We start from the raw sequence: 13138 nt of genomic DNA on the forward strand, positions 1-13138 counted from the left end.
GGGGGCATTGTTAAAGACCAAGGTTTAGCCTCTGTCTTAAAAATAGTTCAAGACACTAGTGAAGTTTTTCAAGAATCACTTAATAAAGAGCTAGATAGATTAAGCAAAGAGCAAGCTAATGCCAAGCAAAGAGATACAGAGCTAGAATCTAAAAGCCAAAGAGCTAAAAAACAAGCAGAATCTAGACAATCTTCTCAAGAAGAAGTAAAGAAGAATTATGACGAATACCAAGAACAAGTTAAGGCAAAACAGCAAGAGTTAGAAAGCAAACAAAAAGAGACACAAGAGGCTTTAAACAAAGAAACTCAGGAAAAGGTTCAAGAATTAAAGACTGGTTTTGAGAAATTCCAACAAGAAGCGCAAAAGAAAGTTCAAGAACAAACTAAAAAGATAGAAGAGATCCTAACAACGCTAAAGCAATCTAATGAGAAATTAATCAAAGAAACTGCAGAAAAGATAATTAACTTGCCACAAAAAATCTTTGAGGAGAATGGAACACCGGAAGAAAAGAAATCTACTTAATACTCTCTTCTAGACAAGAAACTAAATCTCCCATTTAAAATAGAAAACACTCCTTTACTAAAAGGATGTCAATACTAAGTGCCCTTCCTTTGGCAAAGATCGTTGGGGCTGGATTTGCAGGTATGCTTGTCGCCTCTCCTTTTGTAGCTAACCATTTAAATAATCCTTCTGAAGAACCTTCAGAACAAACAATTAATGGAAGGCCAAAATGCTGGCTTGTTATGCAAGGATCAGTTGAAAAGAATGATGATCAAGATAAACAATTAATAGTATGTAAAGAAGATTCTGCAGAAGAAAACACAAATGTTAAGTATTACCTAAGAAATAAAGATGATGACTCATCTAAGCAAGAAGTTGAATCCATAGAGATATCAGACACAAACAAAGTAACAATAACCCTCTTAAAAACAGAAGTTGATTCTGCCCCCCCCGAATCAGAAACTAAACAAGAAACTATAAGAGTTTCTTGAATCTGACATTTAGGAAATAAGCTAAATCTAAATAGCGATTGCAAAATTGAGTGAGAGGCAGAAAATAGATATCAACATATAAGAAAACTAGTTTGTACACCTACAAGAAATAAGAATGAATACAAGTGGTTAGATCCTGTCTGAAAATAAACCTTGCTTTCTTCTATTAAGGCTCTAATGGGAGTTATTGGTATCAGCTCTTTAGTTGTTATTCCTTTAAGTCTTCCAACTGATTCTTCATCTCTGGGGGGGGCATTAATGGTTACACAACAAACACAAGTTTCTAGTCATTCAGATTTAGGTAATAACTCTTCTATTTCAGGGCAAACAGGCAGACAAGTAACTGACAGAGGTGAAAGTCACTTCAGCTCAACAAGTTCTTGAGTTTCTAGTAGAACCTGCTCAGATGGTAGAACTTTGTCTTATATTCAGAGCCGTAACCCTTTGACCTGTAAATAATTCTCGTCTTGTCTATCGCTCTTACCTCTCTAGCTAAAATTGCAGTTGGAATTCTAGCGGGAACTGTTATTATTGCTCCTGTTACCTACTCTCTTTCAGGAGGAGAGACGAATCAACAAAAAGAAGCAGAATATCTAGGAAATAATAAAGACACTTGTTGAACATTTATTGAAGGAACTGATGAAGAAGGTGATGGGTCTAGACAACTACTAATATGCACTAATCCAGATAGTTCTAATGAGTCTTTTTCCTACTACCTATATACAAAAGATAAAGAGGGGACAGAGAGGCTCTCTCCGAAAGTCAAAACAGTAAGTTTTGAGCAAACAAGTCAATTTAAACTTGTTTTTGGTTTTGTAGAGCCGAATGGAAAAACTGAAGCCCTTTGAACCAGTTACGGTCTCTGAGACTTTTTAAAGAAAGATTATGATCTTGAAACCAAATGTACAGTGAGCTTAGAAGATTCAACTAGAAAGATAGATTGTGCACAATCTGATGGTAGAAATTATTCTTCTTGATTGAAATCTTTTCCATTATCTAAACCTATTAAAGAGTTAATAAATGCTTAGTCTAGTTAAAGGTATATTAGTTAGTTCTCTAGGAATAAGGGGTGTAGGAGTTGCTTTATATGGCGCTTTATCTTCTTCCAGCGCTAAGGAGATAAAGAGAAAAGATTTAAAGATTATTAGTTCTGGTCCGGTATTAATTTGTGACGATAAATATGACAAGTATGAATTCTTTCTTGAGCCAGTTAAAGGTTCCGAAGTTGATTTAGGGACAGATATTACTTTACGTGTTTACAGAACAAGTACAAGTAATGCAGGAGATAAGAAGATAATTCCTTGGGGAAGTAAAGCCACTGAAAATCATGCTTGAAGTAACTGAAAGATGACCTTTAAAGAAGAGAAAATTGGTGATGTCTGAACCAAAGACGTAGGTATGATATGATACACTTCTAACCACATTATTCAAGGTTGCGCGGACAAAGGACAACACAAAATACAGTTAGTAGATAGCTCTAAGAATCAAGGAGATAATGCAGGAATTGAAGGAACAACTATCAAGCTTGAGATCAAAGAAGAAACTTGCACTCAAATCTCTAACAACACTAAAGAGTGTGATATCATCTTCTCCTCAGATAGCAATCTAAAGTGGAAAGAAGGTTTTCAACCGAAAATCAGATATACTTCAATTGCTAACTAAAACTAAAGTTGATTAATCTAGCAAAAGGTTTATTATCTTTAGCCATTGGAGTAGGGGGAATTGGTGGTATTGTATATGAAGTGACTACTTCTTCAAATACACAAAAAGAAGGTCTAAATGTTACTGATCCAGTATTAGTTTGTGGCGATGGCTACAGTCACTGAAAAGTTCTATTAAAGAAAGCTAAGGATACAGAGAATAATCTAGGTGAGGGGATTACTTTCAGCATTCAAACAAAAAGTGGTAAAAACATTCCTTGAGGGAATAAAGCAAAAAGAAGTAATGACTGAGCTGACTGAAGATTAAATTTCCAAGGCAAAGATCTTAAAGAACTGTGATTTAGAGAACCAGAAACAAGAGAATATCACGTTACTTATCTTCTTTCAAAATGTGAATCATCACAAATAGAGTTGATTGATCCGGCCAAGAATCAACAAGAGAAAGAGGGCATTGTGGCAACCACCATTAGATTTAAGGTTGATAAGTCTAGTTGTAAAAATCCTACTACTGAAGGTTGCAGTATCCAATTCGATCCGGCAACTAACCTAAAGTGAAAAGAAGAATTTAAGCCAACAATTACTTTTAGTAACTAGTAAGTTGAACTAAACAATGTTTGGTCTTATGAAAGTTGTATTAGCTGTTGCTTTAGGGGTAGGGGGAGTTGGTGCAGTAGTATATGGTGTAACTTCTACTAAATCATCTTCTAATTATTGGGATTCTTGACAAAAGACATTGGAGGGTGTTGGATCCCCAATACTACTTTGTGATGAAAAAGCCGATAAGTATGAAGGAATTATGAAAGTGTCTGAAGATGGAAAGAATGATATGGGATTAGGCTTAACAGTTGACTTTAAGGCCACTCAGTGAGATTATGGTGTTGCGAGAACGGGAGAAGGAGAATCTTGAACCAGAAAATGGGGAGATCGTGCTACTGGAGGTAATGATTGAGAGTCTTGAGAGATTTACTTTGACAAAGGAAAGGTTGACGACTTAAGGTATAGAGATTTTGGTACCAGAGTAGAAGGTTACACAGTAGATAACAAAGTAGGCAGTTGTGGAGCTTCAAAAATAAAACTTAAAGAATCAATTAGTAAGAATATAGGAGAGAAGGGGATAAATAGTAAGGATATTAGATTTACAACAGATAAGAATAATTGTCAAATAGAAACTGGTTCTGTGGCTTGTGATATAGTGTTTACTTCTGAGAGTAACTTAGAGTGAGTAAATGGATTTAAGCCAAAGATTAAATACGTAAAGCCCTCTAAATAAATTACCCAAAGAAAGAAATAAATTTCCCGAAGTACTTATAAAATCCTAGGTAAATTAACAGTTAATATATGCTTGTACTCTTAGGGGCTATAGGGGGATTTATCTCCCTAACTGCTATTGTTACAGGAGTTTCTGTAACCATTGCTAATGCAGTGAAATCTTCCGGAGCTACACAATCACAAATAGAAGAAAAGTTTGAACCTATTGAAAAGAAGGAATGTACAGTCTTCTTAACTAGTAAGGATGATTCACATACTATTGTTTCTTGTAAAAATGATGCAAACACTTGATACCTATTCAATAAAAATAAAAACTCTCTAGAAAAAATTGAAGGAATATCTACTCCACATAATAGAGATACAGAATTAGGTTACTCATTAGATCTATGAAAAAACAGGTCCTGAACAGCTTTCAAAAAATACACTCGAAACAATTGACGGGGAAGTGAACCAATAACAGGATCATTCCAGATCTCTTACAAGGGGGGGGCAACGGTTTTCCCTTTCTTTGAGTACATTAAGATGATTTGCCCTCCTCCTCTGGGTGTATCAGTTACTTCTAATTCAAGTTACAAATGTACTTCCCGTCAAAGTCTAGACATTCCTACTTTTAAGTTCAATGAGGATAGCGGTAAGCAAATACAACAAAAAAACACTTTCAATAACAGTGGAGATCAAAGATGTTATGGAAAAGACAATAAAGGTCGATGAAAGACTATTAACTGTAGTACTCAAATCTCTTCATAATGAGACTTGGTACAGTAGCAGTTATTACTTCTTTAGCCCCTCTTTCCTATATAGCTGTTAATCATAGTGGTCTGATCGCCCCCCCCTCGGAATAAAGGAAGCTCTAAAGTTAGTCTCTCAAAAAGAACAATTAATTCTTCAATTAACTTCAGAACTTAATCAACTAACGCAAGAGAAAGAACAAGCACAAAGACAACTTAATTCTCTAAGAGCTGTAGAAGGAATGAAAGATAAAGAAGAGATTGCTATGCATCTCTATGAGGCCAGAGAACAAAAGAATATAACTCCTTTCTACAGTAAGGTTTGAGGGCCAGATCTATACAATAATGAGGACACTAGATTCTTAGTTGAAGTTGTTTCTGAATATCCTACTGTTCACGAGTATCAAATATTTACTTGATCCTGAAAATATAAAGCATTAGTTTGAGATCTTTCCTGTTATGAACCTAAATCTAAAGCTACTATAGGACCTGTAGTTCAATATCCCAGTTACTCTCTTTGGGCCCTTAAAGGACCCAAGACTATTGATGGTAAGTGTATCCCTAAGGACATCAATGGATACAGAAATTATTGAGGTTCATACATAGACTCACACTTTACTGATACATATAGAGACTTTGAAACTATTAAGGAGAAAGTACTCAATAACACCAATATCAACAAAGGTTCAATCAAGATATTTGATAAAAATAATCCTCTTCCCTTCTTCTATATAGGTTGAGGCGGTAAAGAGGGAAGTGATTCTTGAAAAGTAGGTAATGTCTCCCCTATCTACTGATCAAAGAAGGAACTAAAGTTTTTCCATAGTAAAGAGGATCAAGCCCAAGACTACACAGAGATCAAAACTTATGGAGACTACAAGAAAGCTTTAAATATAGCTTAGAGAGAGATTTCAGCTATATTTGAGGCTTAAGCTAGTTTCTCTTACAGTTTCCGCTCCTTCTCCTTTTTTATTCTTCCTTCCCCAATTAAAAGCTACTGAGATCCCTTATACACTAACTAAATTAAGTTACCAAGAAGATAAAGAACTATTGCTCGATGAGAAAGGCTGAAAGATAAAGCTAGACACTAAAGACTGTAAAAACCTAGGTCAAGTTAACTATACTAAAGCAACCAAATTTGTAGTTAAGTGTCAAGATCATTCAGAAGAGTTTACCTTTCCTGCTTACGCAAGATTGTATGAGGATTCAATCAATTTCTGAATTGAAATAGAGAAAGAAGAGTTTAGTGATAACCTAATTCACTTCTATAGTTTCTTCTGATCCAAAGGAACTAAAGAAGAAACACATAAACCTATATCAGATAACTGTTTATTTGAAGGAACATACAATAATGAACACTCTCTTTGTTTAGCTAGTTGAAAAGAACTAAATAACTTACTTCAATTGGTTAAAAGAAACAAAGATATGGCTTTAGGGGAACTAGTGTATTTGAACCCTAATACTTAGATTCTTTTACCTATTTATCGACTCATAAATTCGAGTAGCTTAGAGCCAATATGATACTCTATTTCACTTGATTGATTGGCTTTTAACTCTTTGGCTTGTCTCTCTTGTGCTTGAAAGTGCGCATTTGCTCGAGGTATGCTTCCCCACATGCCCCTTTCTCTAGATATGCTTTGTTCTAACTTACTAATTTGCAAAGAAGAGCTATTCATAGCACTTAAGTGTTTTTTAAATTCCTCTTCAGAGCCATAAAAAGTCTTATAGGGATTATTACTTCAAGGCCCTCATGCTCCAGAAGAAAAGAACTTAGTACTAACAGTAGGTTGAACCTTAATCTTGCTTCTGTCTCATCCTATAACTCTTAAAGATTTCTTTACATTCTGTAAGTTAGTAACGGAATCGTTTGTTGCTGGTGAGCTACCGCCCCCCCCAGTCACTCCAGAAACCTCTTGTAGTTCATTTGAAAATCCCTTTCCTTTACCACTTAATTCGTAGTGAAGTTCATAAAACTTTTGCAAACTAATTCTTTCCTCTGGACTTAAGCTTTTTGCTGGGGCTTTATGGTCAGGTTTAGATTTATTCTCCAATCACTTCTTGATACTTGACTCAGCCTTTTGAAAATGAACAAGCATAGTATGTCTGTCCTTACCGCCCTCTTCTAGATATTTCTTAGCTAATTCTTCATATTTAGAGTCCATTTTCTTTTCAATCTTCTTTGTTTGGATTTCTTTAAGCATCTCATCAAAGATATTTTTGATGGAGCCAGCATAATTTTGATCTGCAGAATCATTTAAAAAAGGAGAGATGGAGTCCAGACCCCCTTTTCCTCTATCAATATCTAACGTCACCCCCTTAAGACCATTTAATCCTCCTTTTAAATCTAGTTGAGAGCTATTTTCTTTAGCTTCTAGCTTTAATTTGTAGTCATTTGAGTGAGTTTCTCTTCCGGAACTTCATATTGCCCAAAACCCTTTCAGGGGATCAAAGGATTGAAGAGTATTTCTCAAGGCTAGAAAAACAATTGCATTAGCTCCTAAGAATCCAGTGCCAAATAGAGTGTACTTCAGTTTTTTGGTCAATGGTTTATGGAAACAAGATAGTTAAATCTTGAAACCCTTTGGTCCTTCGCGACCCCTCTTATCAAAATCAAATTTTTATTTATTCTAGAAATGGTTTTTAGAAATTTCTCGAGAATTAAAAAGTTACTTTTTGGTCTTCATAAGGTTTAATAAAGCAGAGGCGACTTGCAACTCTATATGTGATTGAGTACTTGCAGATAGCTTTTTAACTTCTAAAGACTGTCTATCCAAACTTTCTGTAGCTCTTCCTCAACCTCACAGACCTCTTTGTCTGTCTATAGATTGTTTTAAGTTATGTACTTTGGAAGAGTTCTTATTTAGAGTAGCGATATCTGACTTAAACTCTTCTTCCTTTTCATAGAAACATCTATAAGGATTTTGTTCTCAAGTACCTCAATTATCTGCGCGATAAAAATTAGTATTTGATCTATGTTTTTGAACTTTCACTTTGCTAGTAGATCAGCCGATAAGTCTAAGAGCATCTTTTACTTGTTCAAATGGATACTTGTCTTGTGTTGTTACACCTTCAGAGCCTCTTGCAGTATCTTTACTTATTTCCTTCAAGCGCAAATTAAGACTGTCTTTTTTGATTGTTAGATCGTGGTGTAACTCATAGATCTTTTGAAGACTATCTCTTTCTGCTTGACTGAGAACGGGAACAGATATATTAGTTCCTCCCGTTTTCTTGGATTGCTCTCACTTAGTTACTGCTGATTGAATCTTTTGAAAATTAACTAAATGTTTTTTCCTTTCTCGTTGAACATCTGTAAGGTATTTTGTTGCTGATTGCTCATATTGAGGGGACAATAAAGATTGAACGTCAGATAATTTTCCTTCTTTACTTATCTCTGATAGAACACTTTCTATAGAAGTAGTAACATCTCCTTGTTTCATTCAATCATTTTGAGAATCTAATTCACTCCCTTCTTTCTTTTTTAAATCTAGTGTTGCTTCTGGAAGATTAAAAGATTTGTTCGAGAAAGATATTTTTGGAGTATCCCATCTAGCGCCGGAGTCTAGTTGTTGTTTTTGTTTTTCTTTGTTTAGATCATTTGTGAATTTAGATCCAAAAAAGCGCCCCCCCCAGATTAACTTTTCCAGAGGATTAATACTTTTCAGATGACTTGAAAGGGCGGGATAAGAAGCGCCAACGATTCCAATAAAACCCAATCCACCCAAAGCTAGTTTCATTCTTCTGGTCATAGGAATAAATCCCCTTTCCCCTTATAAAAAATAAATTTAAATGCCTATGTTTTCTATCTCTTTAACTAGCCTTTTATTTATTTCTTAAATACAAATAAATATTCATGAGCTATTAATAGAAAGTTGTACTTAACACTGTTAGTTGCTCAATAACCTGTTGTCTTGCAATTATGTTGTGCTTTAATAATTAATTCTTTTAGTTTGAATCCTTTATCTTCAAAGATTTTCATAACTTCAAAAGACAAAGGGACCATATGTCCTTTATTTCTTGTGTCCCCCATAAGAATTACACAAAACTTGCCTTTCTTAAGTACTCTATAACATTCAGATGCTACTGACTGCATCTGAGAGAGAAACTCATCTACTTTTAAGTTAGATAGATCTTCGGGAATATCTAGCCCCTTACTATAGCTGATGATGTCTGCGTAAGGGGGGTGTGTGCATATTAAATCAATGGTTTCCGCTTCAAGAAAATCTAATTTCCTAGCATCTCCCTTGATAATGGTTACTTGACCATTAGCTCCTGAGTAGTCAAAATTAATCTTTTCTTTACATCTTTGAATAGCTTCATCATTGACATCAACTCCTATGACATTTCTATTTAGGAGCTTTGCTTCTACTAGAGTAGTTCCTCCTCCAGCAAACTGATCTAGTACTAATTCCCCTTCTTTTGAGTACCTAAGAAGTATGTTTCTAGGAATATAAGGAGATCAATTACCTCTTCATTTAGAGTCATGAGTTGCTCAGTTTCCCCTATCTGGGAAACTTCACAAGGTATTAGTTTGTAACTTAAAGTTCTCTGGTTCTCACTTAGTGATCTTTTTATTTAGCATTTGTTAGAGAAAACTTTTCCTTCTTCCAACTCTCTTAGATTAAAGAGAGTATTAGGCATTGCCTCAAAAGCTTGTTCCAATATATTTTTGTGTTTTCTTCAAGCAAGCCCATCAGTTATCCAGATAAATTTAAGATTTGGGTATTTAGAAATCTCAGAATATAAAGACTTGTAACTTCTAGTTATTGCATTTATTTTTGATCCTCCTCTTCCGCCATAAAAATTTACTTCGACTACAAAAATCTTTGTTGGAGAATTAAAGAGCAAAAAATCAAATCTCTTCCTACCTAAAAAAGAATTAATAGAGTTAAGATTTCACTTTTCAAGAGCCTTTTGTAAGCTGGTTTGTGTAAGGAAATTCTTTCCCAACTCATAACCAGCATTTTGAATATGTTTGCAAACTAAACTTTCCATTTCTGTACCTATTCTGTTTTTTCTACTATGAGAATCTAATCCTACTTCAATTCCAAAAACATAATCTGACAAACTTTTTACTTGTCTTTTGCTCAATAAATCAAATAATCCTGTTTCCTTCATAAATTCTTGGTATTTTTCTATTGGGTTATTTGCCATGTCAAAAGAAAAAGAAATTATTTGCCCCTCTTCTTTTATTAATAATTCATTATTTCTAACGGCTAACAGAATAGGAATACAACTTAAAACTTCTGGATATTTAACTATTAAATCTTCAAAATCTTGTTCAATATTGTCAGAGCCAATTAAAGTACTCATGATCTTTAACTTTTTCTCTAATTCTTGAACTTTACTTTGAGTTTTTGAAAAATCTACAAAGAATTTATAACCAGTGATACAATCTCGCAACTCTGTAAATCATTTCTCAAAATTTCTTTTCATTTTCTATTTGCTCTTCCCGATCTACTAATAAACAAATAACAAGTAAAAAGAACAATTATTCTGCATTGTGTATTGAACGAAGAAGAATTAAGAAACATATTCCGACTTTAGGGCTGAAATAATTTATTGGTCATAAAGATCGGTGCCACAAGAGTAATAGAGAACTAGCTTATTGAAGTTAAGGTCTTGACTGGGTCTACTCTTGGGAATTATTTTGCTTGAAAAGATAAAACAATGAATTCTCTTCTCATTGAGTTCTTTTAAGTTAACTAAACAATTTATTTAAATTCGTTTAAGAGAATAATTTTTCAGGACTCTAATGTTTAAGAACTTACTTCTTTCATTTGCTGGTATTGGAGGAATAGCTGTTGTTCCTTTCTCTTTGTTGTTTTCGAAAGGGGAGAGTACTTCTCTATATTCAGATAAGAGTCTATTAGTTGATAGTCCTCAAGGCGGGGGTGTCGGTCCTGTTTCAAAACCTTCCTCAGAATCTATAAAAGTTATAGATAGTAATTCTTTACCTACTCGGGGGGGGAGGCATTTGCAAGAACAGGTTCTTGGCGATAGTTCTGGTTCTTCTGACTTTTTCCAGACCCAAAGAGTTAATGTTTTAACTTCTTCTCCATTAAAAGAGAATCCCCAGTTAAGTAATACACCTAAAATCTTTGTTTCTCAGTCACAAACAATAAAAACACAAGAAACTGACTTAACCCGTTGATTATCTACCATTAGTCCTTTATTAAAGGGAGAAGGGGCGAACAAACCTCTAACCATAATTGGTAAATGAAATCATAAGTACTTCATAATCATTAGATGGGATCCAACTTGTCAATGTTTCAGAAAGGTAGATAATGACTATGGTATTTGATCTAATAGAGATGGTTTATTTATCATTGCTCACAAATGAGCTAATGAACAAACCAAAAGAAACTCAATAATAGTAGATAAACCTCAATGTAAAAACTTCAATGATTTTTGATATCAAGACTGACATAATTACTGAAAATTAGGTAGTTGATTAAAAACTATGAATATTGACAAAGATAGCAATACAGCTATTGCTAGTTGCAATAAAGAACCAGTAATTTTCTTAGATACAGGTGTTATTGTTCCTACTTTTGAGTCTGAAACTAGAAGAGCTATTCCTAAATATATGGAGAAAGCATCAAATAGAGAGATTGCTTGAGACTATAACACAAAAACCTTTGCCTCTTCCTACAACAACTATGGAGGATCTAGTAATATCTTCAAGGTCAATAGTTATGAGGATTGAAAGAAGTTTTTCAATTTAGTGGAAATAGAAAGAAAATAGAGAAGTCTCTCTAATAGTTTTCTAGTATTATTTCTTCACAATCTTTTTCATCTTTTTTAGCAGTTATAGGACAAAATCTCTCTTTTATTTTTTCTACTTCATTACTATCGTGCGTTATAGGTAAAGTATTTAATTTAGCAATAATAGGATAACTGGGACCAACAACTAAAGAAGAAAAGAAAACTAACTTAAATAGCTTAGAAACTATAGAGAGTACTTATGCTTTCTTGAGATTTTTTAATTCTTAGTCCAGTTAATAATAGCCAATTATAAGTCTCTTTATTTAAGGAATTTTAGTTTCCCTAAAGATAACTAAATTTAAAAGAATTATTTTTTAGATGAATGGGAGTTACAGTTTTCTTCTTCCTTTCATTTCAATACTCGCTTTTGTTCATTGCCAATGTTTACAGTTTCATTAGTTGTACCAATGAAACATCTTTCTTGTTTAGGCCCGAAAGCTTGATCAAAATGTTTTTTTATAAGGGGAAATCTTAAATTTTTAGTAGGTATATCAAAATGTGTGCAATTGGAACTTAAAAATCGTAATCCTTTAGATTCTGGAAACTCTTTTCCTTGACAAAAAGCTCTTAGATAATCAAAAAATGGAAATTTAAATGAACTTACCGAAGACACATAATTAAGTTCAAAAGGAGAGCTTATTGTTTTTCTTTCTAAATCTTTACGATAATTCATTCCTCTATACCCTTGTCACTTTTTACTCTTCCATCAAAGATTTGTGTTTTCAAAAGCTTTTTCGCCAGTATCATTTTTGGTGGTTAATCCATCAAGTCGTTCTAAAGAATTCTTTTCACTATCAAATAAATATCAAGTTTCAGATCTCCTAATTGGAGTGTCATCGCAAGTTACAACTTTATAGTTTGAATCTGCGCTTGTCAACACAACCTTGCATTTTTTATTCTGAGTCTGAGAAATTTGTCTTTCTGGGGCAGACAGAGAGCTTGTAATGTCATTAGATAGAACGTTACTTGTTAAAGATTGTATTTCTGTTGAATCTCTAGAAGTGGAAAAAGATTCTGGTAGAGTTAAAAAATTGAAACTATTTGTGGTAACTTTGCTGGTTTTTGCGAGTGAAGAAACAAGAATATTAGCAGTTAATAGAGATGTTCCAGTAATAGAAAGAGTTATAAGAGCAAATTTTCCTAATTTAGAAGTTACAACAGCTGGCAAAAAGAAACTTTTTTTAATTAAGTAAATTTATTTTGTTCATCAACCCAAATCAGAAATTTTATCTTTTTAAGTGCTGGTTTTTAATTATTGGTTTTGGGAAAGTATCATTACCAACACTTTTATTGGGAATTTAGATTCAAAAACTTTGATAGATTAATTCAAAGAAATTCTCTATATATAACAAACATGATCCTTTATTGATGGGTAGATCGTGATCTAAAAAATATAAAAATTTAGTGAAAAAAGAAATTAAAAAAATTGTGAATTTTGAGTGTTTTATTGAGAAATTGTGAACTTTGCCTTTGCGGAAACCTTGGTACTCCAATCAAGGTCAGATCCTGTAGTTAGTTTTAAGTCACAAGTAGCAACTGTTCCACTTTCGCCATATTCACAGGACTTAAGAGAGATTGAGAAGCTTATTGGTTTCACACCAGAATTCATTAATCGTCTGTTACCTAAAGGCAACATTCCATTAGTAAAAACATCCTTCCTATCATGCCTTCATCCCTGACTAACAAGTTTGATTCCACTGTTGTTACACACAAAGTTCTCTTT

16 protein-coding genes and 1 pseudogene are annotated in these 13138 nt (G+C 33.7%); 11 read left to right on the forward strand and 6 right to left on the reverse strand.

Annotated features, from left to right (window positions below; translation table 4 throughout):
* From DNK47_RS03505 to DNK47_RS02785, 10 genes and pseudogenes are all read left to right on the forward strand, one after another.
* Positions 1–522: pseudogene (locus tag DNK47_RS03505) on the forward strand (hypothetical protein); the annotation flags it as partial.
* 65 nt (positions 523–587) lie between these two features.
* Positions 588–1142, forward strand: a complete 555-nt coding sequence (locus tag DNK47_RS02745; RefSeq protein WP_112665730.1) for a hypothetical protein — start codon at positions 588–590, stop codon at positions 1140–1142.
* Between the two features lie 3 nt (positions 1143–1145).
* Positions 1146–1451 carry a hypothetical protein gene (locus tag DNK47_RS02750; protein ID WP_112665732.1) on the forward strand — a complete coding sequence of 102 codons (306 nt, stop codon included), beginning with the start codon at positions 1146–1148 and terminating at the stop codon, positions 1449–1451.
* Positions 1452–1459: 8 nt separating this feature from the next.
* Positions 1460–2020: a hypothetical protein gene (locus DNK47_RS02755; RefSeq protein ID WP_112665734.1), complete on the forward strand. Its 561-nt coding sequence runs from the start codon at positions 1460–1462 to the stop codon at positions 2018–2020.
* The gene (locus tag DNK47_RS02760; protein ID WP_112665736.1) at positions 2013–2654 is read left to right on the forward strand and encodes a hypothetical protein; all 642 of its coding nucleotides are present in this window, start codon (positions 2013–2015) and stop codon (positions 2652–2654) included. The genes DNK47_RS02755 and DNK47_RS02760 overlap by 8 nt, the downstream gene beginning before the upstream one ends.
* A gap of 8 nt (positions 2655–2662) precedes the next feature.
* Positions 2663–3247 (forward strand): hypothetical protein, encoded by a 585-nt coding sequence (locus tag DNK47_RS02765; RefSeq protein ID WP_112665738.1) that lies wholly within the window; start codon positions 2663–2665, stop codon positions 3245–3247.
* A 16-nt stretch (positions 3248–3263) separates the two neighbouring features.
* Positions 3264–3923, forward strand: a complete 660-nt coding sequence (locus tag DNK47_RS02770) for a hypothetical protein (RefSeq protein WP_112665740.1) — start codon at positions 3264–3266, stop codon at positions 3921–3923.
* A 68-nt stretch (positions 3924–3991) separates the two neighbouring features.
* Positions 3992–4669: a hypothetical protein gene (locus tag DNK47_RS02775; RefSeq protein WP_112665742.1), complete on the forward strand. Its 678-nt coding sequence runs from the start codon at positions 3992–3994 to the stop codon at positions 4667–4669.
* Positions 4670–4892: 223 nt separating this feature from the next.
* Entirely contained in the window at positions 4893–5552 is a 660-nt protein-coding gene (locus tag DNK47_RS02780; protein ID WP_112665744.1) for a hypothetical protein, read from the forward strand.
* A gap of 19 nt (positions 5553–5571) precedes the next feature.
* Complete coding sequence (locus tag DNK47_RS02785) at positions 5572–6117, forward strand: hypothetical protein (protein ID WP_112665746.1); 546 nt, start codon at positions 5572–5574, stop codon at positions 6115–6117.
* 14 nt (positions 6118–6131) lie between these two features.
* Here DNK47_RS02785 and DNK47_RS02790 read toward each other — a convergent pair whose 3' ends face one another.
* From DNK47_RS02790 to DNK47_RS02805, 4 genes are all read right to left on the reverse strand, one after another.
* Positions 6132–7193, reverse strand: a complete 1062-nt coding sequence (locus DNK47_RS02790) for a hypothetical protein (RefSeq protein ID WP_112665748.1) — start codon at positions 7191–7193, stop codon at positions 6132–6134.
* A gap of 123 nt (positions 7194–7316) precedes the next feature.
* Positions 7317–8384, reverse strand: coding sequence for a hypothetical protein (locus DNK47_RS02795; RefSeq protein ID WP_146737539.1), 1068 nt, complete (start codon positions 8382–8384; stop codon positions 7317–7319).
* Positions 8385–8473: 89 nt separating this feature from the next.
* On the reverse strand, positions 8474–9229 hold the full coding sequence (locus tag DNK47_RS02800; protein ID WP_112665752.1) for a TRM11 family SAM-dependent methyltransferase: 756 nt from the start codon (positions 9227–9229) through the stop codon (positions 8474–8476).
* A complete protein-coding gene (locus DNK47_RS02805; protein WP_112665754.1) occupies positions 9223–10083 on the reverse strand; it encodes a type II restriction endonuclease in 861 nt (286 codons plus the stop codon). The genes DNK47_RS02800 and DNK47_RS02805 overlap by 7 nt, the downstream gene beginning before the upstream one ends.
* A 319-nt stretch (positions 10084–10402) precedes the next feature.
* Here DNK47_RS02805 and DNK47_RS02810 point away from each other — a divergent pair, with 319 nt between their 5' ends.
* A complete protein-coding gene (locus tag DNK47_RS02810) occupies positions 10403–11395 on the forward strand; it encodes a hypothetical protein (RefSeq protein ID WP_112665756.1) in 993 nt (330 codons plus the stop codon).
* A 327-nt stretch (positions 11396–11722) separates the two neighbouring features.
* Here the strand turns inward: DNK47_RS02810 and DNK47_RS02815 are convergent, their stop codons facing one another.
* Positions 11723–12583, reverse strand: coding sequence for a hypothetical protein (locus DNK47_RS02815; protein ID WP_112665758.1), 861 nt, complete (start codon positions 12581–12583; stop codon positions 11723–11725).
* 276 nt (positions 12584–12859) lie between these two features.
* Positions 12860–13138, reverse strand: a 279-nt coding sequence (locus DNK47_RS02820) for a hypothetical protein (RefSeq protein WP_220084658.1), incomplete at its 5' end; no start/stop codon positions are given.

This window comes from Mycoplasma wenyonii (genome assembly GCF_003265155.1).
GTDB lineage: Bacteria > Bacillota_I > Bacilli_A > Mycoplasmatales > Mycoplasmoidaceae > Eperythrozoon_A > Eperythrozoon_A wenyonii_C.